23 protein-coding genes are annotated in these 22,583 nt (G+C 71.5%); 14 read left to right on the top strand and 9 right to left on the bottom strand.

What is annotated here, in order from left to right; translation table 11 throughout:
• Positions 1 to 59 precede the first annotated feature (59 nt).
• On the bottom strand, positions 60 to 1,466 hold the full coding sequence (locus tag ACWD0F_RS11200) for an amidase (RefSeq protein ID WP_449874198.1): 1,407 nt from the start codon (positions 1,464 to 1,466) through the stop codon (positions 60 to 62).
• A 139-nt stretch (positions 1,467 to 1,605) separates the two neighbouring features.
• Here ACWD0F_RS11200 and ACWD0F_RS11195 point away from each other — a divergent pair, with 139 nt between their 5' ends.
• On the top strand, positions 1,606 to 2,436 hold the full coding sequence (locus ACWD0F_RS11195) for a nuclease-related domain-containing protein (protein WP_449874196.1): 831 nt from the start codon (positions 1,606 to 1,608) through the stop codon (positions 2,434 to 2,436).
• A 91-nt stretch (positions 2,437 to 2,527) separates the two neighbouring features.
• Here the strand turns inward: ACWD0F_RS11195 and ACWD0F_RS11190 are convergent, their stop codons facing one another.
• Complete coding sequence (locus ACWD0F_RS11190) at positions 2,528 to 3,223, bottom strand: TetR/AcrR family transcriptional regulator (RefSeq protein WP_449874194.1); 696 nt, start codon at positions 3,221 to 3,223, stop codon at positions 2,528 to 2,530.
• Positions 3,224 to 3,292: 69 nt separating this feature from the next.
• On the opposite strand from ACWD0F_RS11190, the gene ACWD0F_RS11185 reads away from it, so the two are divergent.
• Positions 3,293 to 4,102 (top strand): thioesterase family protein, encoded by an 810-nt coding sequence (locus ACWD0F_RS11185; protein ID WP_449874192.1) that lies wholly within the window; start codon positions 3,293 to 3,295, stop codon positions 4,100 to 4,102.
• Positions 4,103 to 4,126: 24 nt separating this feature from the next.
• On the opposite strand, the gene ACWD0F_RS11180 is transcribed toward ACWD0F_RS11185, so the two are convergent.
• Positions 4,127 to 6,874 (bottom strand): hypothetical protein, encoded by a 2,748-nt coding sequence (locus ACWD0F_RS11180; RefSeq protein ID WP_449874190.1) that lies wholly within the window; start codon positions 6,872 to 6,874, stop codon positions 4,127 to 4,129.
• A gap of 144 nt (positions 6,875 to 7,018) precedes the next feature.
• On the opposite strand from ACWD0F_RS11180, the gene ilvD reads away from it, so the two are divergent.
• From ilvD to ACWD0F_RS11165, 3 genes are all read left to right on the top strand, one after another.
• Positions 7,019 to 8,857, top strand: a complete 1,839-nt coding sequence (ilvD, locus tag ACWD0F_RS11175; RefSeq protein WP_449874188.1) for a dihydroxy-acid dehydratase — start codon at positions 7,019 to 7,021, stop codon at positions 8,855 to 8,857.
• Positions 8,858 to 8,941: 84 nt separating this feature from the next.
• On the top strand, positions 8,942 to 9,436 hold the full coding sequence (locus tag ACWD0F_RS11170; RefSeq protein ID WP_449874186.1) for a helix-turn-helix transcriptional regulator: 495 nt from the start codon (positions 8,942 to 8,944) through the stop codon (positions 9,434 to 9,436).
• 66 nt (positions 9,437 to 9,502) lie between these two features.
• On the top strand, positions 9,503 to 10,390 hold the full coding sequence (locus ACWD0F_RS11165; protein ID WP_449874184.1) for a serine hydrolase: 888 nt from the start codon (positions 9,503 to 9,505) through the stop codon (positions 10,388 to 10,390).
• Here ACWD0F_RS11165 and ACWD0F_RS11160 read toward each other — a convergent pair.
• The 3 genes from ACWD0F_RS11160 to ACWD0F_RS11150 are packed head-to-tail and all read right to left on the bottom strand — an operon-like array spanning position 10,387 to position 11,997.
• Positions 10,387 to 10,590: an FmdB family zinc ribbon protein gene (locus ACWD0F_RS11160; RefSeq protein WP_449874182.1), complete on the bottom strand. Its 204-nt coding sequence runs from the start codon at positions 10,588 to 10,590 to the stop codon at positions 10,387 to 10,389. The genes ACWD0F_RS11165 and ACWD0F_RS11160 overlap by 4 nt on opposite strands.
• Before the next feature lie 60 nt (positions 10,591 to 10,650).
• A complete protein-coding gene (locus ACWD0F_RS11155) occupies positions 10,651 to 11,445 on the bottom strand; it encodes a GNAT family N-acetyltransferase (protein ID WP_449874180.1) in 795 nt (264 codons plus the stop codon).
• A 45-nt stretch (positions 11,446 to 11,490) separates the two neighbouring features.
• Positions 11,491 to 11,997: an HNH endonuclease gene (locus ACWD0F_RS11150; RefSeq protein WP_449874291.1), complete on the bottom strand. Its 507-nt coding sequence runs from the start codon at positions 11,995 to 11,997 to the stop codon at positions 11,491 to 11,493.
• Positions 11,998 to 12,280: 283 nt separating this feature from the next.
• Here ACWD0F_RS11150 and ACWD0F_RS11145 point away from each other — a divergent pair, with 283 nt between their 5' ends.
• The 3 genes from ACWD0F_RS11145 to ACWD0F_RS11135 are packed head-to-tail and all read left to right on the top strand — an operon-like array spanning position 12,281 to position 15,497.
• Positions 12,281 to 14,338, top strand: coding sequence for a prolyl oligopeptidase family serine peptidase (locus tag ACWD0F_RS11145; RefSeq protein WP_449874179.1), 2,058 nt, complete (start codon positions 12,281 to 12,283; stop codon positions 14,336 to 14,338).
• Between the two features lie 10 nt (positions 14,339 to 14,348).
• Positions 14,349 to 15,119: a helix-turn-helix domain-containing protein gene (locus ACWD0F_RS11140; protein WP_449874177.1), complete on the top strand. Its 771-nt coding sequence runs from the start codon at positions 14,349 to 14,351 to the stop codon at positions 15,117 to 15,119.
• A 27-nt stretch (positions 15,120 to 15,146) separates the two neighbouring features.
• The gene (locus tag ACWD0F_RS11135) at positions 15,147 to 15,497 is read left to right on the top strand and encodes a VOC family protein (RefSeq protein WP_449874176.1); all 351 of its coding nucleotides are present in this window, start codon (positions 15,147 to 15,149) and stop codon (positions 15,495 to 15,497) included.
• A 42-nt stretch (positions 15,498 to 15,539) separates the two neighbouring features.
• Here the strand turns inward: ACWD0F_RS11135 and ACWD0F_RS11130 are convergent, their stop codons facing one another.
• A complete protein-coding gene (locus ACWD0F_RS11130) occupies positions 15,540 to 16,199 on the bottom strand; it encodes a TetR/AcrR family transcriptional regulator (protein WP_449874174.1) in 660 nt (219 codons plus the stop codon).
• A gap of 47 nt (positions 16,200 to 16,246) precedes the next feature.
• On the opposite strand from ACWD0F_RS11130, the gene ACWD0F_RS11125 reads away from it, so the two are divergent.
• Positions 16,247 to 16,936, top strand: a complete 690-nt coding sequence (locus ACWD0F_RS11125; RefSeq protein WP_449874172.1) for a zinc-binding dehydrogenase — start codon at positions 16,247 to 16,249, stop codon at positions 16,934 to 16,936.
• A gap of 32 nt (positions 16,937 to 16,968) precedes the next feature.
• Here ACWD0F_RS11125 and purU read toward each other — a convergent pair whose 3' ends face one another.
• A complete protein-coding gene (purU, locus tag ACWD0F_RS11120; protein ID WP_449874171.1) occupies positions 16,969 to 17,823 on the bottom strand; it encodes a formyltetrahydrofolate deformylase in 855 nt (284 codons plus the stop codon).
• A gap of 268 nt (positions 17,824 to 18,091) precedes the next feature.
• Here purU and ACWD0F_RS11115 point away from each other — a divergent pair, with 268 nt between their 5' ends.
• Entirely contained in the window at positions 18,092 to 19,042 is a 951-nt protein-coding gene (locus ACWD0F_RS11115) for an anion permease (protein WP_449874169.1), read from the top strand.
• A gap of 113 nt (positions 19,043 to 19,155) precedes the next feature.
• Positions 19,156 to 19,746 (top strand): DUF47 domain-containing protein, encoded by a 591-nt coding sequence (locus ACWD0F_RS11110; protein ID WP_449874168.1) that lies wholly within the window; start codon positions 19,156 to 19,158, stop codon positions 19,744 to 19,746.
• 53 nt (positions 19,747 to 19,799) lie between these two features.
• Here the strand turns inward: ACWD0F_RS11110 and ACWD0F_RS11105 are convergent, their stop codons facing one another.
• Positions 19,800 to 20,681, bottom strand: coding sequence for a TIGR03620 family F420-dependent LLM class oxidoreductase (locus ACWD0F_RS11105; RefSeq protein WP_449874166.1), 882 nt, complete (start codon positions 20,679 to 20,681; stop codon positions 19,800 to 19,802).
• 32 nt (positions 20,682 to 20,713) lie between these two features.
• Here ACWD0F_RS11105 and ACWD0F_RS11100 point away from each other — a divergent pair, with 32 nt between their 5' ends.
• The 3 genes from ACWD0F_RS11100 (at position 20,714) to ACWD0F_RS11090 (ending at position 22,576) form a co-directional block, all read left to right on the top strand.
• On the top strand, positions 20,714 to 21,070 hold the full coding sequence (locus ACWD0F_RS11100) for an ArsR/SmtB family transcription factor (RefSeq protein ID WP_449874165.1): 357 nt from the start codon (positions 20,714 to 20,716) through the stop codon (positions 21,068 to 21,070).
• Between the two features lie 64 nt (positions 21,071 to 21,134).
• Entirely contained in the window at positions 21,135 to 22,097 is a 963-nt protein-coding gene (locus ACWD0F_RS11095) for a YbgA family protein (RefSeq protein WP_449874289.1), read from the top strand.
• 26 nt (positions 22,098 to 22,123) lie between these two features.
• Positions 22,124 to 22,576, top strand: coding sequence for an NUDIX hydrolase (locus ACWD0F_RS11090; RefSeq protein ID WP_449874163.1), 453 nt, complete (start codon positions 22,124 to 22,126; stop codon positions 22,574 to 22,576).
• The last annotated feature ends 7 nt before the right edge of the window (positions 22,577 to 22,583 follow it).

Here is a 22,583-nt window from a genome sequence, read left to right as displayed (position 1 = left end):
CCGAGGGTATCTGCCGGATAAGTTGCGACATGTCGTGCTGGGTGCGCCGGAGTACTGGCCTACCAGACAGGTGGCCGCCGAGCTCCCCAGAAGCCGCCCCTGGCCGCCTCGACCTGCGCCGACAGCGAGATCAGGGTGCCTTCGCCGCCGATCCGTCCCGCCAGCATGACACCGATGGGCAGGCCGCCGGCGGTCCAGTGCAGGGGCAGGTTCACGGCGGGCTGGCCGCTGACGTTGTAGACCGCGGGGAAGGCGGCGAAGCGCTTCATGCGCTCGAACGTCTCCCCCGCGTCGTCCACGTCCTCGAACCAGCCCACCTCCCTCGGCGGCTGGGTGACGGTGGGGGTGAGGACGGCGTCGTAGGCGTTCGTGATCTCCAGCGCGGCCCGGGTGGCGAGCTGGAGCGTGGCCTGAGCCCGCAGGAACGCGGGCGCGGAGGTGGCCAGGCCGCGTTCGCGCAGCCATCGGGTGAGCGGCCTGAGCAGCTCCTGGTGCTCGTCGGCGACCGGGTGCATGCAGGCGAACGCGTACCACATGGTGACGAAGGGGGGCACGAGGTCGGCGGGGAAGGGGCGGGCGATCTCGACCACCTCGTGGCCCAGCGCGGCGAGCGTCTTCGCGGCCTCCTCGTACGCCGACAACACCTCGGGATGGACCTCGGCCCCCGGAACGCCGGGATCGGCGTAGCGGGCGATGCGCAGGCGTCCGGGATCGCGGGTGGCGCAGGCGAGGAACGTGCCCTCGTGCGGGGGCGCCAGGTAGAGATCGCCGGGTGAGCGGTGGGCCATCACGTCGAGCAGGGCCGCGGCGTCGGCGACCGTCCTGGCGATGGGGCCGTTCGTGGACAGGCCGGCCAGGTCGGGGATGATCGGCGCGAAGCTGATGCGGCCCCTGGTGGGCTTGATGCCGTACAGGCCGCAGACCGAGGCCGGGATGCGGATCGACCCGGCGCCGTCGCTGCCCTGGGCCGCGGGCGCGAGCCCGGCGGCCACGGCGGCGGCGGCTCCCCCGCTCGACCCGCCCGCCGACATGCGCGGATCCCACGGTGATCGGGCGGGCGACGAGACGGCAGTCTCGGTGTAGCAGGGTAACCCGAACTCGGGCGTGGCGGTCTTGCCGAGCATGACCGTGCCACCCTCGCGCAGCCGCGTCACGACGGTGTCGTCCACCGGCGCGACGAACCCCCGGTATGCCGCCGAGCCGAACATGATCGGCACGTCCTTCACCAGGTTAAGATCTTTGACGGGGATCGGCACTCCGGCCAGCGGTCCGTCCGGCAGCTCGCGCTCCAGACGGCGAGCCTGGTCGAGCGCCCTCTCACCGGTCACGGTCACATAGGCGCCGACCTGCGGATCGAGGCGCTCGATCCGGTGGAGATAGTGCTGCGTGAGCTCGACCGGCGAGATCTCGCGGGCGCGGATGGCCTGGGCCTGCTCGAGCGCGGACAGCTCGTGTAGTGGTGCCACGTTCCGCACCCTAGGGATCTCTAGAGAGGAACGTAAGACATACCCCGAAAACATGAGTGGAACACGATGAGCTGGGCCATAAAACTATGGACAGGGCAACACTAGGAATCGATCAGAATCGCGAGCTACCGTGAGTCACGTGGACTCCGACAACCAGCGAGAAGACGGTCACAACGCGTCGCCCATCTGGGTGAGCGACCGGCCAGAGAGCGAGCAGACCGCCGCCGCACAACCATCGGCGCCCACCACAACGTACGCGCCGGTCGAGCGCGCGTCCGTGCGTAGCCTGCTGCAAGAACCGCGTTTCCGCCGTCTGCGCAACCGTGCGCTCCTGGCGCTGGCCGTCGGTCTGGTGGTGGGCTTCCTTGTGCGCGACTGGCGGGTGGGGGTGACCGCGGGTGTGCTCGCGGCCATCTTCGAGGCGGTCTACCGCGCGCGCCACAACTCCTCCGTGCCGGCCTGGCGGCGGACGTCCGTGGCGGAGCGCCGCACAGAGGCGCAGCTCCGCAAGCTGGAGCGCAGCGGCTACCGCACCCTGCACGCCAGGGCGATCCCGGGCAGCGAGGCCCAGATCGACCACCTCGTGGTGGGCCCGACAGGCGTGTACGCGGTCGACTCCGAGAAGTGGGACAAGCGGCTGCCCGTCCGCGTGCAGATGGGCAAGAAGTTGTTCCACGGCCCCTTCGACATGAAACCCCGCATCACCGAGGCCAAGTGGGAGGCGTCGCAGGCGAGCGAGCTGATCACGGAGGCGTTCGGCCGCGAGGTCGCCGTCGTGCCCTCCCTCGCCATCTACGGCCCGCCGGTGCCGTGGAAGATCATGACGATCCGCGGCGTGGACGTCTACCAGGGCGACCGAGCCCGCCGGTGGATCACCAAGCGGGAGCGGGCGCTGACCGACGGCGAGATCGACCGCATCTATGACATCGCCGCTGAGGTGCTGCCGGCCAGATACGGCGAAGGCGGCTGAGCCACCGCCCCGCGGGTTCCTTCCCGCGGGGCCCTTTCACGTGTGGCAGTCTCTCGTGACACCCGTCCGTGAGCTCGGCGTGATCCGTGAGCTAGGCGTGATCCGTGCGTTCAGCGCGAGCTGCGAGGCGGGCGCCGAAGTCGTCCAGCTCCGCCGCCAGGGCCGCGCTCGGTGGGAGCGTCCGCGGCAGGCGCGAGTACATCGCGGTGCCGAAACCGGCCATCCGTACGATCTGGTCGATCAGCGCCTCCCTGTCACCCGGCCACGGGAACGACGGCTGCGCGATCATCAGGGAGACGCAGCCGTGCACGGCCGACCAGAGACCGAGCGCCAGCTCCTCCGGGTCGCCTTCGAGGACCCGGGTCGCCACGCAGGCCGAGACCACGCCGACCATGTGGCGGAAGCACGCGGCGGCGGCCGGGGGCACGCCCGGTCCCGCTGACGGGCGCAACATCAGCACTCTGTACTGCACCGGGTGGTCGAGGGCGAAGCGGGCGTAGGCCCGGCCGCACCTGCCGAGGGCGAGGAACGGGTCACCGCCCGAGTTCGCGCTGAAGAGCCGGCCGAGCTCGTCCCACACGCGCAGGCAGACCGCCTCGACGAGGGCGTCCTTGTCGGCGAAGTGCAGGTAGACCGAGGGCGTGGACACACCTGCGCGCAGGGCCACCGCGCGCACCGTGAGCGTCTCCTCGGTGCCGGACTCCGCCAGAAGGTCCTCGGCCGCCCGCAGGATCTCCTCCCGGAGCAGCGGTCCTTCTCCGCGCCTGGCGCGTACGCGTGTGGTCATGGAAGTCAGGTTGACGCCGTCAGGTTAACGATGTCAATCTGAGCTTCGGCGGAAGGAATATGACCAAAAATGGGGACTTTTCAGGAAGCGACCGCATTGACCGCCCTGGGGGACGGCGCGTTCGGCACCGTCCTCGACGCCCAGTGGAGCGTGGGCTCCCGGCTGCACGGCGGCTACCTGCTGGCCGTCCTGGGCAGGGCCGCCTGCGCGAGCGCGGCCGGCGAGGGACATCCGCATGTGACGGCCGTCAGCGGCACCTTCGTGGAGCCGCCGGAGCCCGGCGCGGCCGTGGCCCGGGTGGAGACGCTGCGGATCGGCAGGAGCGTGGCCCAGGTCAGGGCGGCGCTGCTGCAGGAGGGCAGGACGCGGGTCGAGGCGCACGTCACGCTGGGCCTGCTGGACGACTCCGGGCCGTGGTGGTCGGCGCACGAGCCGGTCGCGCTGCCCCCGGAGGAGGACTGCTTCCTGACGCCCGTCGATCCGCCCGGCGCCGGTTTCCCCGTGCCGCTGATGGCCGTGGTCGAGGAGCGCATCGACCCCGATCACCTGGCCTTCGCCTTCGGCGCACCCTCCAAGCGGGGCGTCGTCGCGTCGTGGCAGCGGCTGGCGGACGGCTCGGACTGGGATCCGCTGAGCCTGCTGGTGGCGCTCGACCCGGTGCCGCCGGTCTCGTTCGATCTGGGGTTGTCCGGGTGGGTGCCGACGATCCAGCTCTCGGCGTACCTGCGCAGGCTGCCCGCTCCCGGGCCGGTCAGGGTGCTGCTGACGGCCACGGACGTCGGCGGCGACCGGATGGACGAGGTGGCCCGCGTGTGGGACTCCAAGGACCGCCTGGTGGCACAGGCCACCCAGCTCGCCGCCGTCCGCCTGCCCGCATGAACAACGCCTGCCAACGCCTGACGCCTAACGGTAGATCTCGGGGATCGAGCCGCACCACGGGAAGAACTCGGCCTTGTCGGCCCTGGTGATGTCGCCGCACACGCCGACCTGGGTGGGCCGCTCCGCGCCCTTGGCGTGCAGGATCAGCACGGCCTTGTCCAGCGGATACTGCCGGGGCGAGCCGGCGCCGAAGTCGAGCGCTCCCGTGGCGCCCTCGATGGCGTGGCCGCTCTGATCGGGCGTGTGCAGGGTGCCGAGCTGACGCCAGACGGTGAACGAGTTCACCGGCACGCGGTGCCGCTCCTTGCCCAGCCGCCGGATCGCCGTGATCATCGTCTCCGTGGCGTCGTACGACAGGGCGGCGTGCCCGTCCAGCGTCCGCCCGGGCCCCGGCTCCTCGCACTCGAAGCGGAACGTGGCGAACAGGTCGGCGTAGAAGTCGTGCCGCTGCGGCTCCCCGCATTTGCTGGGCGCGGCGGCGAAGGACCCGTAGTAGTACCCGACGCCGGTGACGGCCGCCCGCAGGCGCACGTCGGCGGCGTACCTGGTGACGTCGTCGCCGCCCAGGATCGTCGGCGGCGCGCCCGAGCACTTGTCGGCCACCCCCTTCACGAACTCGGCGAAGTCGGGGATGCCGCGCCCGGCGAAGTAGACCAGCCCGTCGAACCCGCACGCGGACACCCCCGCGTCCCTCGGCTCTCCGTCGTAGGCGTCGTCGCCGCGGTCCTCGGGGCCCGGCTTGGCGGATCCGACCGGCGTGAACCGGCGCCCCTCGACCGCGAAGCCGCGCTCCTTGAGCCGGGCGACGGCCCGGACGGCCAGGTTGGAGGCGTAGTAGTCGGTCACGTCGTGCGAGTAGTACACCCGGGCCCGCCGCCGCACCTCGCCCTTCTTGACCAGCGAGTCGGCGAAGGCCGCGGCCATCCACGCCTGCCTGGAGTTCTGCGGCGCGACCTGGAAGTAGAACGGCGACTCGCCGACCAGGCGGTCCGCCGAGAGCGTGGAGGCGACCATGGGCAGCCCGGCCTTGCCCAGCTCCTGGATGGCCGCGACGGTCTCCTGGCGGCTCTGGTCCAGGCCGACCACGCCCACGATGGGCGCCTCCTCGTCGCGGTAGCGCAGCAGCAGCCTGGCGATGCGCGAGCCGTGCTGCATCCGGCCGCCGGCGTTGGCGAGCAGGATGCGGACGAGCGGCTCGCTGGGGCCGGCGGCGCCGTTCTGGCGTTTCTGGGCGATCGCCACCCCGGCCAGGCCCTCCCTGGCCGCGGCCAGCGTGTCCCGGTCCGCCGAGGTCAGCGCCGCCAGGTAGACGATCGTCACGTACGGCCGGTCGCTGCTCTCATGGAGCCGGGCCGCCCGCTCGTTCTCCCGCTGGAGGACGGCCTGGACCTGCATGATCTCGGAATTGCCCGGCGTGAACAGATAGTCGGGCCCCGCCACGCCCACGCACTCCGTGCCGGCCAGTTGCCTGCCGCTCTCCGTCCACGGCGTCCACAGCCCGCCGGCGCAGGCGCTGCGGTGCCAGGCGGCGGTCTGGCCCGCGTACGCGCCGGCCGCGCCCGCCAGCACCATCCAGAACAGCGCGATCGCCGTCCACGACGACCACCACGGCGCCACGCGGGCGGGCGGCACCCAGGTGGGGTCCGCGACGTCGTACCTGGTCAGGTCGGCCGGCGCGGGCGGCGCCGCGATGGTGAGCGGCGTCTGGAGCACCTGCCGCCAGACGGTGGCGTCGTCGGCCGTGACGAGCTCCCTGCGCCAGCGGATGAGCGTCCACAGCGGCTCCTCGTCGTCCTGCGGCAGGACGGCGTCGGGAGTGTAGGAGATCACGACGAGCGGGTCGAACCCGCCGAGGTCGGCGCGCCGCTCCTCGATCAGGTCCATGAGGGGGCCGCCGTGCTCGTTGAGCAGCAGCAGGGGGTAGAAGACGTGGCCGGCGCCGCGTACGTGCAGCGGGGTGCGGGCGTACTGCCTGATCAGGTCGTCCATGAACGCCGACAACAACACGCGGGCGACGCGGGCCTCGTCGGCGGGGTCGAAGGCGGCCAGCAGCGCGGCGAGGCCAGGAGCCTGGGGGTCGTCCTGCGACAGGACACGCCGCAACCACCGGAAACGCCCGCCGAGACCGGGCACGCGCCCGCTGAGCCGCAGGTCGTGCAGGAACCCGGGTAAGAGCCTGAGCAGCAGGTTGACGGGGAAGGGCACGTGCTCGGCGCCCTTGCCGGCCGTGTCGACGCCCCAGCCCCAGTTGCGGTCGTGTCCGCGCAGGACGCGGCGGGCCTGCTCCTCCCGGCCGTGGGTCTCGGCCAGCTCCTCGACGAGCTGGGCGGTCAGGTTGTAGCGGGGAAAGCGCAGCCGGGAGCCGCGCAGCGCGGCCACGACGCGGGCCAGGATCTTCGGCGCCCCCTCCCCCGGCAGGATGGCGGGGCAGGCACGCGGAATACCCGGCGAGATGACGTGCGTGACGGGCTTGGCCCCCGAAGTGGCGGGCCTGGCCGTTGAGCTGACGTGCGTGGCGGGCCTGGCCTGGGGCGCCAGGATCGCCGGCCAGTCACCGGCCTCGTTCAGCCTGACCAGCGGGATGCCCTGGCGATCGACGTGCTGCCCGTCGCCCGCGCCGCCGCGCCAGTGCGCGAGGAAGGGCCGCCGGACCACGTGCGGTGAGTCCTGTACGCCCTCACCCCTGGCCGGTCGGCGGCACAGGCGGTCTATCGTGTGAATGAAGTTGCCGACCCTCGCGGGGTCTTCCAGCATGATCGCCCCGTGGCTCATCTGATCTCTTTAACACGGGCTCACCGGGCGGCGGCCTCGTTTGCGGCACGATCCGGTAACCAATGTCCGACCAGTGGACAAGCGTCTCAGTCGCCGGGCGGTGGCCGTAACATGTGAAGACTCGCTATCGATGGGAGAAGCATCATGCCCGCCCTCAGGTCACGCACAGTCACCCATGGCAGGAATATGGCCGGTGCCCGGGCCCTCCTCCGGGCGACCGGCGTAGCCGGGAGCGACTTCGGCAAACCCATCATCGCGGTGGCCAACAGCTTCACCCAGTTCGTGCCGGGTCACGTGCATCTGCGCGAGGTCGGCGACGTGGTGTCGGCCGCGATCAGGGAGGCGGGGGCGATCCCGCGCGAGTTCAACACGATCGCGGTGGACGACGGCATCGCGATGGGCCACGGCGGCATGCTCTACTCGCTGCCGTCGCGCGAGCTGATCGCCGACGCCGTCGAATACATGGTCGAGGCCCACTGCGCCGACGCGCTGATCTGCGTGTCCAACTGCGACAAGATCACGCCGGGCATGCTGCTCGCCGCCCTCCGGCTGAACATCCCGACGATCTTCGTCTCGGGCGGCCCGATGGAGGCCGGCAAGACGCCCGGCAAGAAGCTCGACCTCATCGACCCGATGATCGCCTCCGCCGACGACTCCGTCTCCGACGCCGAGCTGCTGGAGCTGGAGGAGAACGCCTGCCCGACCTGCGGCTCGTGCTCGGGCATGTTCACCGCCAACTCGATGAACTGCCTGGTCGAGGCGATCGGCCTGGGGCTGCCGGGCAACGGCACGATCCTGGCCACGCACAAGCGGCGCAAGCAGCTCTTCGAGGACGCCGGCCGGCAGCTCGTGGAGATCACCCGGCGCTACTACGAGGACGACGACGAGTCGGTGCTGCCGCGCTCGATCGCCACCCGCGACGCGTTCGAGAACGCGATGGCGCTCGACGTGGCGATGGGCGGCTCGACCAACACGATCCTGCACATCCTGGCCGCGGCCCGCGAGGCCGGCGTCGACTTCGGGCTCAAGGAGATCAACGAGATCTCGTTGCGGGTGCCGTGCGTGTGCAAGGTCGCCCCGGCCACCGACAAATACCACGTCGAGGACGTCCACCGCGCCGGCGGCATCCCGGCCATCCTGGGCGAGCTCGACCGGGCCGGGCTGCTGCACCGCGACGTGCCCACCGTCAACGGCGGCACGCTGGCCGACATGCTGGCCGCCTGGGACGTGCGCTCGCCGACGGCGCTGCCCGAGGCCGCGGAGTTGTGGCACGCGGCGCCCGGCAACGTGCGCACGATCAAGCCCTACTCGCAGGACAACCGCTGGGACACCCTCGACCTCGACCGCGAGGGCGGCTGCATCCGCGACCGGGAGCACGCCTATACCGCCGACGGCGGCCTGGCCGTGCTCTACGGCAACATCGCGCGGGACGGCGCGGTCGTGAAGACGGCCGGGGTCGACGAGTCGATCTGGAAGTTCAGCGGGCCGGCCGTGGTGTTCGAGTCGCAGGAGCAGGCGGTGGAGGGCATCCTCGGCGGGCGCGTCAAGGCGGGCGACGTGGTGGTCATCCGCTACGAGGGCCCCAAGGGCGGGCCCGGCATGCAGGAGATGCTCTACCCGACCTCGTTCCTCAAGGGCAGGGGCCTGGGCAAGGTCTGCGCGCTCGTCACCGACGGCCGCTTCTCCGGCGGCACCTCCGGGTTGTCCATCGGGCACGCCTCGCCCGAGGCGGCCGAGGGCGGCGCGATCGCGCTGGTCGAGGATGGCGATCTGGTCGACATCGACATCCCCGGCCGCTCGCTGGAGCTGCGGGTGCCGGAGGAGGAGCTGGCGGCGCGGCGCGAGCGGCTGCTGGCCGACCTGGGCGGCTACCGGCCGCGCGACCGTGACCGGTCGGTGAGCGTGGCGCTGCAGGCGTACGCGGCGATGACGACGTCCGCCTCCACGGGCGCCTCGCGCGACCTGTCGCAGTTGTCGCGATGATCTGACGAACCGGTACGGGGGCGGCTCCGGCAGCCCCCGTACAGGTTTTCGAAAATTGTCGGTGGTCGTCCGTATTCTTTGGGTATGACGACAGTCGTGAAGCACGATACTCGCCCGCTGACGACCGCCGAGATCGCCGCCCTCGCTCTCTCCCTCGCCCATCTGGGCACGGGTCCCCAGGCCGTCACCGCCAGGCGCGGCCTGCAGCACGCGTTCGAGCACCTGGAGCTCGACGACGACGTCATCGCCACCACTCTCACGACCCTCACCGAGCCGCTGCCCGTGGAGGTCGCCTCCAGGGCCAGGCTCATGGCCGACGCCATCACCAGCCGTCTCATGATCCGCCTGCACTACCGAGACGCCTCCGGCACCATCACCGCGCGCGACGTCGAGCCGGTGACGTGCCTGGTCCACCGCGAATACTGGTATCTGGTCGGCGTGTGCAGGATGCGCCGGGCGATCAGGGCGTTCCGGTTCGACCGGATCATCGCGGTCGAGCCCACCCTGACGCCGTCCCGGCCGCATCTGGCCGACCGGTTCCTGCCGTTCCAGCGCCGCAAGCGCTCCAGGGCCGCATAAGGAAACTGGCCGGCGTTTGACCGGCCGCGCCCCGGCCGTTGGGGTGGTGGATGGCAGGCTCCGCACATGCGTGTTCGGGGGATCTCGCTCATCGCCACCCTCACGGCCGTGGCCGGCTGCGTCGGCTCCGCGTCGGTGGCGCCGCACCGGGCCACCGTGGTCCGCGGGCCGGGTGACGCGGCCGTCGTCGAGAGCGTGATGCCCCTGGTCGAGCGGCGGGCTCTGGACCGGTCGCTGGAGCGCTACCTGCGGGCCCGCCCGGGTCGCGCGGCGCTGTCCGTCCACGACCGGACGACCGGCGCCAGATACTCCTTCCGCGAGCACACACCGTTCATGCTGGCCAGCGTGGCCAAGGTGGACATCCTGCTGGCGTTGCTGCTGCGCCGGCAGCACGCGCGCCAGCGGCTGAGCGCGACGGAGCGGAGCCTGGCCGAACGGATGATCCGCCACAGCGACAACGACAGCGCCCACGACCTCTACACCCGCATCGGCGGCTCGGCCGGGCTGAGCGAGGTGCTGCGCGAGCTCGGCGCGCGGCATACGGAGCCAGGACCGGGACTGTCGTGGGGAGCCACCCGCAGCCGGCCGTCCGACCAGGTCAAGGTGCTGGAAGAGCTCCTCGGACCCGGGGGGTCGCTCTCGGCGCGCAACCGGCGTTACGCGCTGGAGCTCATGTCGTCCGTACGCGAGTCACAGGTTTGGGGCGTCAGCGCGGCCGGGGGCGAGGTGGCGCTCAAGAACGGCTGGCTGCCCGCCCGGGTGCACGGCGGCCTGTGGACGGTCAACAGCGTGGGACGGGTCAGCGTGCACGGGCACGAGCTGCTGATCGCCGTGTTGTCGGAGCGCAGCCCGGACATGGCGACGGGGATCGCGACCGTCGAGCGGCTGACCAGGCTGGCGGTGGGCGCGCTCACGCGTTCGAGGACGACCGTCATGGCCGCCGCCTCCCGCTAGGAGCAGCAACCGCCGCCGCAGCAGCCGCCCCCGCTCGCCTTGGGTGCGGCGGCGCTGCCCGTCATGGAGACGGTGGACAGCAGCTTGACCGTGTCGTGGTGGCCGTCCGGGCAGGTCGCCGGGTCGTCGGAGGCGGACATGGGACGGGAGAGCTCGAACGTGGAGCCGCAGGCGCGGCAGCGGAAGTCGTATCGCGGCATGAGTGCAGCGTACTCATGGGCGACCTGATCATCCAGGCCGCCGTCCCCTCAGGCCGTCTCTCAGTAGGTGAGGTGCGCGTAGTCGGACACGGGCTCGTAGCCGATCGCCTGGTAGATGGCGTTGCTGGTGGGGTTGGCCAGATCGGTGAAGAGCACGACCTGGTCACAGCGCTCGCTCACGCCGACGTGGCTGGCGAAGGCCGTGACGGCGGCGCCGTACCCGTGTCTGCGGCACGACGGCGGCGTGTAGACGGGACCGATCCGGCAGACCCCGCCGACCTCGGGGGAGAGCGCGGCGAGCGAGACGGGCGCCGCCGCCACCTCCCACACGAACAGCTCGCGGGCCGCCAGCCGCCACGCGACCCGCTCGACCACGTCGCCCTCGCCCATCCCGGCCTCCACGCCGAACGCCTGATACCAGCTCGCCAGCAGCGGGAAGTCGGCGGGCACGGCGAGCCTGCCACGCCCCGGCACGTCGGGGACGGCGAGCGTGCCCAGGCGGTAGAGCCGCTCACTCACCATCCGCGCGGGCGGGCCGAGCAGCCGCACGACCTCCGCGGTCAGCTCCACGGGGCCCACGGTCATGGGCAGCGTGCCGCCGAAGGCGTCGACCAGCGGCGCGACGGCCTCGACGGGCAGGCCGGCCAGTCCGATCGGATGCGGCGGGGTGTGGAAGACCGCGCCGCGCACCTCGCCGCCGGCCGTCCACCAGCCGAAGCGGGGATCCTCGGCGGGCAGGCCGGCGCGCAGGTTGGCGAGCACGGTCAGCGCGACCGTGTTACGCACCGGGTCGCCGAGCAGGAACGGCTCGGCGACCGCGGCGTACTCCTCGACATCGGAGGTTAAGGTCCACATGCCTGCTCATGGTGTCAGGCAGTGGCCTGCCGGTTCACAACGGTTTCAGGCCGCCGCTTCGAGGTAGGGCGCCCACTGCGGGTCTCCGACGAGCGAGGCGCCGATGAGTCTCCAGTGGGCGCCCCGTGGCACAGCGGGGCTGACGCGGAGCGTCCACCCCAGCTCCTCAAGATATTTGTCGGCCTTCCTGTGGTTGCAGGTGGTGCACGAGGCGACGCAGTTTTCCCACGTGTGGGTGCCGCCCCTGGACCGTGGGACGACGTGGTCGATGGTCTCGGCCTTCAGGCCGCAGTAAGCACAGCGGTAGTCGTCGCGGCGCATGAGCGCCGCTCGCGTCAGGGGGATGCGCGACCGGTAGGGGATTCGGACGTATCTCCGGAGCCTGATCACCGAGGGCACCTCGAGCGTGCAGCTCGCGGAGCGCAGCACCGCGCCCCGGCCGTCGCGGTGGACGACGTCGGCCTTCTCCCGCAGGACGAGCACGATGGCCCGGTGCAGGGAGAGGGTGGTCAGTGGCTCGTAGGTGGCGTTCAGCAGCAGGACTTGGCGCATCATCGGGCCTCTCCCTGCTGCGCAAGTATCAAAGGGGACATGCCGCAGCATGTCCCACCCGTCTGCCCCTCCTGGGGCACTTGTGCTTCCGTCACGTGGACCTCCGCCGGACGGCCCAGCGATGGTCACCACGGCACCGTCCTGTCACCAAGTCTGGCGTTTGCACCGTGGTCCCCGCCACCCCAAAAAAACCGTCGGCCGGAATGACCAGAGGGACGCACGGTACGTTTTATGCCCACTTCACCAGCGCTTTACGCCTGCACGTTGGCAGTAGGGTTCCTGCATGACGCCAGAGCCTTATCCGGCCGCCCGCCGCGACGACACCGTCGACATCCTGCACGAGACACCCGTGCCAGATCCCTATCGGTGGCTGGAGGATCCCGACAGCCCGGAGACCAAGGGATGGCTGCTCGCGCAGGCCGAGCTGTTGAGCCAGGGCCGCGGGCAGCAGCGCTTCAAGAACCGCATCGCGGAGCTGCTCAGGTCCGGCTCGGTGGGCCCGCCGACCTGGCGCGGGGAGCGCTACTTCTTCAGCCGGCGCACGCCCGACCAGGAGCACGCCGTCTACTACGTGGTCGAGCCCGACGGGACCGAGCGCGCGCTGATCGACCCCATCGCGATCGACCCGTCCGGCCTCACCACGCTCGACGCCGTTCAGCCCGACAAGGAGGGGCGCCTGCTGGCGTACCAGATCTCCGTGGGCGGCAATGAGGAGTCGGTCCTCTACCTTCTGGACGTCGCGACCGGCCAGCGGGTCGAGGGGCCGATCGACCGGTGCCGCTACTCGCCGATCGCGTGGTTGCCGGGCGGCGAGGCGTTCTACTACGTACGCCGGCTGCCGAGCACCGAGGTGCCGGAGAACGAGTCGCAGTTCCACCGCCGCGTCTACCTCCACCGTGTCGGCACCTCCACCGAGGACGACACGATGATCTTCGGCGAGGGCCGGAAGATGACCAACTACTACGGCGTCTCGGTCTCGCGCGACGGTCACTGGTTGCAGATCTCCGCCCACGAGGGCACCGCGCCGCGCAACGACCTCTGGGTAGCCGACCTGACCTCCTCCCCCGCCGACAAGCCCGCGTTGCGGGTGGTGCAGGAGGGGGTGGACGCGCAGTCGGGGCTGGTGTTCGGCCGCGACGGCCGGCTCTACGTGCACACCGACCGCGACGCGCCGAGGGCCCGGGTGTGCGTCGCCGACCCGGCCGAGCCCGCGTTCGAGAACTGGCGTGACCTGATCCCCGAGGACCCCGAGGCCGTGCTGAGCGACTTCGCGATCCTCGACGACCTGGAGCGCCCGGTGCTGCTGGTGGGCTGGACCCGCCACGCGATCAGCGAGATCACCGTGCACGACCTGGCCACCGGCGAGCGTCTCGGCGAGGTGCCCACGCCGGGCCTCGGCACGATCGGGGGCCTGGCCGAGCGGCCCGAGGGCGGCCACGAGGCGTGGTTCGGCTACACCGACAACACCACGCCGCCGACCATCCAGCGCTATGACGCCGCGACGGGCGAGACCTCGCTCTGGGCCGCCTCACCCGGCTCCGTCGATGTGCCGCAGGTGCGCACCTCGCAGGTGGTCTACCGGTCCAAGGACGGCACGGACGTCCGCATGCTGATCATCTCCCCCGCCGGCGAGACGCCCGGCCCGCGCCCCACCATCCTGTACGGCTACGGCGGCTTCGGCCTGTCCATGACCCCCGGCTACTCCGCGTCCATCCTGGCCTGGGTCGAGGCGGGCGGCGTCTACGCCATCGCCAACCTGCGCGGCGGCGGCGAGGAGGGCGAGGAGTGGCACCGCGCGGGCATGCTGGGCCGCAAGCAGAACGTGTTCGACGACTTCCACGCCGCCGCCGAGCACCTGATCGAGACCGGCGTGACCACGGCCGCCCAGCTCGGCATCTCCGGCGGCTCCAACGGCGGCCTGCTGGTGGGAGCCGCGCTGACGCAGCGCCCCGAGCTGTACGCCGCCGTCGTCTGCTCCGCGCCGCTGCTCGACATGATCAGGTACGAGCTCTTCGGGCTCGGCGCCACCTGGAACGTCGAGTACGGCTCCGCCGAGGATCCCGAGGCGTTCGGCTGGTTGTCGGGCTACTCGCCCTACCACCAGGTCAAGGAGGCGGTGGCCTACCCCGCGACGCTCTTCACCGTCTTCCAGTCCGACACGCGCGTGCACCCGCTGCACGCGTGGAAGATGTGCGCGGCGCTGCAGCACTCCTCGGCGTCCGGCCGGCCGGTGCTGCTGCGCAACGAGGCCGAGGTGGGGCACGGGGCGCGCTCGGTGAGCAGGAGCGTCGACCTGTCGGCCGACACGCTGACCTTCCTCGCGCAACACACCGGCCTATAGTCTCGAACACATGAGCACGCTGGGGCTGGCCATGGTCGAGGCCACCCCCAGCGCTGCGCTGCGGCCCTATGTGACGCGGCTGTGCGCCTACCGCGAGCACTACGACGCCCCCGTGACCCGGTCCGAGCCGGCCATGCCGGGGGCCGTGCTCATCCTCGCGTTCGGCGGGTCGATGGAGGCGGGCGGGCGGCGGGTCACGGCGTTCTCGGGCGGGCTGGGCGACCGCTTCACCGTCACCCGCACGGCGGGGCCGATGGAGGGCGTGGAGGTGGTGCTCACGCCGTTCGGGGCCAGGAGGTTGCACGGCCTGCCGATGCGGCACCTGACCAACCTGATCGTGCCCGCCGAGGACCTGCTCGGGCCGTGGGCCGGCATGGTGGTCGGCCGGCTGGCCGCGACACCGTCGTGGCGGGAGCGGCTGGCGCTGGCCGACCGGCTGCTGACCCGGCGCATCCTGGACGGCCCCGAGCTGAGGCCCGAGGTGCCGTGGGCGTGGGCGCGGCTGCTGGAGTCCGGAGGCCGCCTGGGTGTGTCGTCGCTGGCCGCGTCGCTGGGGTGGAGCCATCGCCATCTCGTCGCCCGCTTCCAGGACCAGGTCGGGCTGGCGCCCAAGACGGCCTCGCGGGTGATCCGCTTCGGGCGGGCGACGCGGCTGCTGCGGTCGGGGACGGGCATCGCCGAGGTGGCGGCCGTCTGCGGCTTCTACGACCAGGCGCACATGAACCGGGAGTTCCGGGTGCTCGGTGACACGACGCCAGGTCAGATTCGTCCAAGACTCTAGGGGCGGGCCGCTGGCATCGTGGTCGTCATGAAGCGAACCGTCTACGCACTGGCCCGCTACCACGACTGCCAGGCCGCGCTCGACTTTCTGGTCAGCGCGTTCGGGTTCCGGGTGCACGAGGCCACCAAGAACGACGAAGGTGTCGTCAACCACGCCGAACTGCTCGTGGGGGACGACATGATCATGATCGGCGAAGGGGCGCCGGGCGGGCCCGGCGTCTACGTCGCGGTCGACGACGTCGACGCTCATCACGGGCGGGCCGAGGCCGCGGGGGCGCGGATCACCATGGGGCTGGTGGATCAGCCCTACGGGTCACGGGAGTACGGCTGCGCGGACCCGGAGGGCAACCTCTGGTTCTTCGGGACGTACCGGCCCTGAGCGCCGGCGGGTCCGGGGGCCCCGCCGGACGTCGGGGCCGACTCACACCGAACCGGCATCGCCGGGCTGGGCCGTCGGGGCCAGGGAGGTCGGGGCCGCTACGGGCAGCGGATGGGCGGCTTCGGGCCGCAGCCCGTCGAACACCATGCTCAGATAGCGTCGCCAGAGCCCGGGCGCCCCGTCCAGCACGGGCACGGCCGCCTGCGTGACGGCGTTGATCAGCAGCACGATGTCCGGCCCCGTGATGTCGTCCCGAACGTACCCGTCCCGCTGTGCCCTGGCCGTGAGCGCGTCGGCGACCGCCACCAGCCGATCGCTGGCGGCCCTGACCTGGGGCTCGTGCCGGAGGTCTGTCGTGACCGCCTGGCAGAAGGACCGGTCGGCGACCTGCAGCCCGACCCCGCCGACCATGAACTCCAGCAGCGCCGCGCCACTGTCCGCCCCACTGCCGGCGCCACTGCCGGCGCCACTGCCCGCGCCGTCCAGCAGCGCCTTTCCCGTGGCGGCCAGCCCGTCGAGCTGGTCGCTGAGGATCGCCGTGATGAGCTGCTCCTTGGTGGCGAAGTGCCGGAACACCGTGCCCTTGCCGATCCCCGCCCTGGCCGCGATGCGCGCGATCGACACCTCCATCCCGTGCTCCGCGAACTCGGCCGCGGCCGCGTCGAGCAGCGACCTCCTGTTGCGTACGGCGTCGGCGCGCATCCTTCTTCGGCTTCGGCCTGGCGAAGGCGGCCGGCAGCATGGCGGCCATGGTCTCCTCTCCGCCGTCGGTGACCACGGGGACGATGGCCGGGTACGCGCTCTTCGACGGCGGCACGCCGGCCCTCGCCCGGCGGCCGGCCGGACTGACCGCGGAGCACGCCGCCAGTCTGCCCACGGTGGCTCTCACGGCCCTGCCGCTGCTTCGCGCGGGCGGCTTCGAGCAGGGGATGAAGGTGCTGGTCATCGGGGCTGCGGGCGGGGTCGGCGGTGCCGTCGTGCCGTTGTTGTCGGCACGGGGCGTCCATGTGATCGCCACGGCCATCCCCGGCGACGAGGCTTACGTGCGGGCGCTGGGGGCGTCGGAGGTGATCGACTACCGCTCGGTGGACCCGGCCGAGGAAACCCTGCGCCGTCACCCCGGTGGGGTCGACGGCCTGCTCAACCTGGCCCTCCCCGGTCCGGCCCTGCCCGCCGTCGCGCCGGCCGTGCGGACGGGCGGGCGCCTGCTGAACATCGCCTTCCCCAGCCCCGACCCCTCCCTGAGGATCGAGACCGTCTACACCAAGGCCCTGCCAGGAGACCTCGACGAGGTGGCCGCGCTGGCCGTGCGGGGAACGCTCCCGTCGACCGTCACCCGCCGGTACCGGCTGGACGAGGCCGTGCGGGCCTATACGGATCTGGTGCACGAACACGTCACGGGCAAGCTGCTCGTCGTCATGGACCCGGATGATCAGTGACGGCGAAGCCCTCAGGCTCGCCGGCGGCGGCGCTAGCGAGGGAAGATGATCGTTTTGTGGCCGTCGAGCAGGACGCGCTGCTCGGCGTGCCACTTGACCGCCCTGGCCAGCGCCACGCACTCCACGTCCCGCCCGATCGCCGCCAGATCCTCGGGCGAGTGGCTGTGGTTGACCCGGGCCACCTCCTGCTCGATGATCGGCCCTTCGTCCAGGTCCGAGGTCACGTAGTGGGCCGTCGCGCCGATGAGCTTGACGCCCCGGTTGTGGGCCTGGTGGTAGGGCTTGGCACCCTTGAAGGACGGCAGGAACGAGTGGTGGATGTTGATGGCGCGCCCGGCCAGCTTCTCGCAGAGCCCCTCCGACAGGACCTGCATGTAGCGGGCCAGCACCACCAGGTCCACCTGGTAGTGCTCCACCAGCGCCAGCACCTCCGCCTCCTGCCTGATCTTGGTCTCGGGCTTGACCGGCAGGTGGTGGTAGTCGATGCCGTAGGACTGCGTGAGCGGGCGCAGGTCGGGGTGGTTGGAGGCGACCGCGACGATCTCGATGTCGAGGGACTTCGACCTGACCCGGTAGAGCAGGTCGTTCAGGCAGTGGTCGAACCTGCTGACCATGATCAGCACCCGCGGCTTCCTGGCCACGGCGCGCAGCCTGAACTCCATGGCGAAGTCGGGCGCGAGCGCGGCGAAGGCGGTGTTGAGGTCGTCCTCGCCCAGGGGCCCGGCGAACTGCACCCGCATGAAGAATCGCTGCGCGACCCCGTCTCCGAACTGCTGACTCTCGATGATGTTGCATCCGCGCCCGGCCAGCAGGCCGGAGACGGCGGCCACCACACCGGGGCGATCGGGGCAGGACAGGGTCAGGATGTATTCGGCGGGGATGGTCATGCGTTCACTCTCACGGCCGTGGGGATCGTCGGGCGCCTTGCGGCTGATCTCGGCAGATTACCGGTCGGCGGCCATCGTCGAGAGTAACCGGCGCGACAGGCTTCGCGCCTCGGGACTATGGTGGTCTTTCATGCAGATTGAGTAGGGATTTGGTGGCGGCGGAGCCGATCTCCGGCACCGCACCGGCGGATGTTCGTCCATTAATCACCCGATCTCGGGTAGTTAATCGACATTGCGGACATGCGAGCGGGGGATGGAGTGCGTGCCGTTGGAAGCAGTCGTACTGATCGTGCTCGCCTGCCTCTTCGCCGTCGTGTCCGGGATCAACGACGGCGGCGCCCTCCTCGCGACCGGGCTCAAGCTCCCCAGCGTGCGCCCCGCGGTCGGCCTCCTCACCCTGGTGGTGCTGGTCGCGGTGGTCCCGCTGATCAGCGATCAGGTGGCGTTGACGTTCGCGACCAGGCTGGCCACGTTCAGGGGGCCGGACGACAGGATCGCGATGATGCTCGCGGTCGTCTCGTCGCTGACCGTGGTCACCGTGCTGAGCGCGAAAGGACGTCCGACCAGCCTGACGCTCGCCGTCGTGGGCGGCGTGACAGGGGCGGGGCTGGGCTGGGGGCTGCCGGTCTCGGCGGGGTCGGTGGCGCAGGTGCTGGCCTTCGGGCTGGCGGCGCCCATCGTCGGCGGGCTGCTGGGGTGGGTGGCCATCCGGCTGCTGGCGGTGACCACCACGACGCAGGGGTTGCGGCGCCGGCACTGGGCGGGCTTCCTGCTGCAGAGCATCGCGTACGCGGCCAACGACGCGCAGAAGATGCTGGCCGTCTTCATGATCATGTTCGGCTTCTCCGGGGCGCCGCCGGCGTACACGTCGCTGGCGGCCGTCCTGTTCGGGCTCGGCGCCCTGTACGGCCTGCCCAGGGCGGGACGGACGCTCGGCCGCGAGATCATCGTCTCCCGGCCCGCGCATGGAGTCGCGGCCGAGCTGGGCGCGGGCACGGCGGTGATCGGGTGCGCCATCGCCGGCATGCCGGTGAGCATGACCCAGGCCATCGCCGGGGGACTCATCGGGGCAGGCGTCTCACAGGGCGGCGGCCGGGTCCGCTGGTACGCCGCCGTCAAGATCGTCACGGCCTGGCTGCTGACGTTGCCGGCCAGCGCCCTGCTGGGACTGGGCCTGGCTCTGCTGGTACAGGGCTTCGCGGAAGTGGAGGTCCCATGACAGGTACGGGTCCCGTGGTGGTGGGGATGGCGAGCGTACGGCGGCGCTGCGCCTGGGAAGGCGGCTGAGCGGTGAAGCGGCTGCGGCGGATTCGGGATCTCATGACCGGGCGCATGGACAGTGCGCTCACCGGCGCCCTGCTCGGGCAGCTCCAGGCCACCAAGGAGGGCGCGTGGCTGGCCATGGCCATGATCGGCGGCGAAGTGGGGCGGACGGGGGCGCACGAGCAGATGCGTTCGATCGAGCACCTGGGCGACGAGGAACGCGCCCGGCTCATCGAGGAGCTCAAGACCGCGCTGGTCACGCCCATCGATCGGGAGGATCTGTTCCGGTTGTCGCGCTCGATCGACGACGTCCTCGACTCGCTGCGGGACTTCGTCCGGGAGTCCCATCTCTACCGGGTGCCTGAGCAGATTCGCTTCACTCCCCTGCTCGATCAGGTCATCGTCGGCATCGACGCTCTTGAGGCGGCCGTCCGCGACCTCACCTCCCGGCCGTCCGTGGTGCCGCACGACGCGTTGGAGGCCAAGAAGGCGGGTGGGGCGATCCGGCGGATGTACCAGTACGAGATCTCGCGCATCTTCTCGGGGGAGATCACGGCGGATGCGATGAAGGAGCGGGAGCTGGTGCGCCGCCTGGAGATCGTGGGTGTGGCCATCGGCGAGGCTGCGGACGCCATCGCCGACGGCGCGATGAAGCGATGACGCCGGTCGCTTCGCCCCAGCCGGTCGCTTCGTCGCAAACCGGGCCCAGTCCGCTACAGGCCGAGTGCCGGGGCGAGGCGGGTGAGCTGGGCCACGGCGTCGGCGAGGTCGGGGGTGTCGGCGGAGAGCGGCTGGAGGAGGACGTGGTCGGCCCCGGCGTCGAGATGATCGTGCACGCGCCGCACCACGGCGTCCTCATCGCCCCAGGCCACGATCGCGTCCGCCAGGCGGTCGCTGCCCCCGTCGGCGAAGTCGGCGTCGGCGAACCCGAGCGTGCGCAGGTTGTTGACGTAGTTGGGCAGTTGCAGGTAGAGCGACATGTGGGTGCGGGCGATCGCACGGGCCCGCGCCGGGTCCGTCTCCAGGAGCACCGCCTGCTCCGGGATGAGCAGTTTCCCGGCGCCCAGGATCTCGCGGGCCCGCGCGGTGTGCTCGGGCGGCACGAAATAGGGGTGGGCGCCGTCCGCGTGATCCCTGGAGAGCTCCAGCATCTTGGGGCGCAGCGCGGCCAGCAGCCGGGGCGCGTCGGCCTTGGGCAGCGTCTGCCGGGCCTCGTCCATGGCGTCGAGGTAGGCGCGCATCGTGGCCAGCGGCTTGTCGTAGTCGTGGCCGCGCCGGCCGACCAGGGGCGCGTGGCTGACGCCCAGGCCCAGGACGAAGCGGCCGGGGAAGGCGTCGGCGAGCGTGACGGACGCCGCGGCCGTCGCCGTGGCGTCACGGGCCCAGATGTTGGCGATGCCGGTGCCGAAGGTGATGCGCTCGGTGGCCGCCAGCAACACCGCGGCGCTCGCGAACGGCTCCTTGGCGCCCGGGCCCTCACCGGCCCAGAGTGAGCCGTAGCCCAGCTCTTCGATCAGTGCCGCCGCGCGCCGGACGTCCGCCGCCGGAGCCCTGCCGACCAGGGGATGCCACACGCCAACGCGCCCGATGTCCACGCCGTCTCCTTCGCATAGAGTGTTCGACTGAGATGGAACCTTACCCCGATGTTCGACCGCCGCCGAACAGGACACGCGGCCTCACCCACACCTCGCCGATCGAGGTGTCGCTCCAGGCGGCCCTCGACGCGCTGGGCGACCCGATCCGCCGCCGGATCGTGCGTGAGCTGGCCGCCGTCCCCGACTGGACCCTGGCCTGCGGCACGTTCGCCCATCTGCCGGTGGTCAAGTCCACGCTCAGCCACCACTTCGCCGTTCTGCGCACGGTCGGCCTGCTCCAGCAGCGCGACGAGGGCACCCGCCGGTTCAACCGCCTGCGGCGCGCGGAGTTCGAGGAGCGCTTCCCCGGGCTGCTGGCGCTGGTCCTCGTCGAGGAGCAGACGGATTAGAGACCTGTAGGAAACCCGGCCTTTGTTCCCTTCCGTCCGCTCACGCGCTGCAATGTAAAGTGTGATCGCCAGTCCCGTACGTCCCCGGCTCGCCGTGTCAAGCTGCCTGGTGGGCGAGCTGGTCAGATACAACGGAGGCCACAGCCGCGATCGTTTCCTGACCGACGCGCTCGACCCGTACGTCGACTGGCTGCGCGTCTGCCCCGAGATGGAGGCGGGCCTGGGCACGCCCCGCGAGACGATGCGGCTGGAGACCTCGGCCGGCGGCCCGCGCCTGATGACGCGCATGACGGGGATCGACCTGACCGCCCGCATGGAGACGCTGGCCACCGAGCGCGCCGCGGCGCTCGACGTGGACGGCTACGTGTTCAAGTCCAAGAGCCCCACCTGCGGCATCCATGGCGTGCCCCTCTACCGCTCGGAGGGACCGCCGGTCGATCGGCGGCAGCGGGGCCTGTTCGCGGCGATCATCATGGACGCGCATCCGCTCCTGCCGGTCGAGGACGAGGGCCGGCTGCACGACGCGCTGCTGCGCGAGAGCTTCGTGGAGCGGGTGTTCGCCCACGCCAGGCTCCGTGCGCTGCTGGCCGCCGACTGGCGGACCCGCGACCTGGTCGAGTTCCACGCGCGGCACAAGATGCAGTTGCTCGCCCACGATCCCGAGCGCTACCGGAAGGCCGGACGCCTGGTGGCCGGCGCGGGCGCCCGCGAGCGGGACGAGGTGGCCGCCGAGTACACCACGGCGTTCCAGGACACGCTCGCCGTGAAGACCACCACCGGCAGGAACGTCAACGTGCTGCAGCACTGCCTCGGCATGCTGGAGCTCGACCCGACCCGCCGGGCCGACGTGGTGGAGGTCATCGACTCCTACGGGGCGGGCCTGGTGCCGCTGAGCGTGCCCACGACCCTGCTGCGCCATCACGCGCGCGGGGAGGCCGCCGGATATGTCCGGGACCAGACCTACTTCTCCCCCTTCCCCGATGACCTGCGCCTGCGCAACCACGTCCCGGCCCGGCCGGACGCCTGACCGCGCCGCCGGATAACGTCTGTCCGGTGGAGGACGAACAGGGGCCCAGCGACCGCCCCGCCGCGCGGGTCGTCTGCCTGGACCGCGACGGCAGGGTGCTGCTCATGCACTGGTACGACGGGATCGCCCGCGCCGACCTCTGGGAGCCGCCGGGCGGCGGGATCGACCCGGGGGAAACCCCGCTGGAGGCCGCCAGGCGGGAGCTGACCGAGGAGACCGGGCTGCCCGGCTCGGCCGTGCTCGACCGGTACGTCCTGGTCGAGCGCGACTTCCCGTGGCTTGGCGTGCGCTACGTGAAGACCGAGCCGTTCTTCCTGGCCAGGCTCGACGAGGTGCGGCCGGAGGTGGACCCGGGCGAGCTGACCGAGGAGGAGCGCGCGGCGTTCCTCGGTTACACGTGGGCCGAGGAGCTGCCCGAAGGCGTCCAGCCGCCGGAGCTGGCCGAGGTCGTGACGCGCCTCACGGCGGATTCACGGTGACACCCGC

The organism is Nonomuraea sp. NPDC002799, from assembly GCF_053592075.1.
This window is presented reverse-complemented; position numbering and strand designations above follow the sequence as displayed.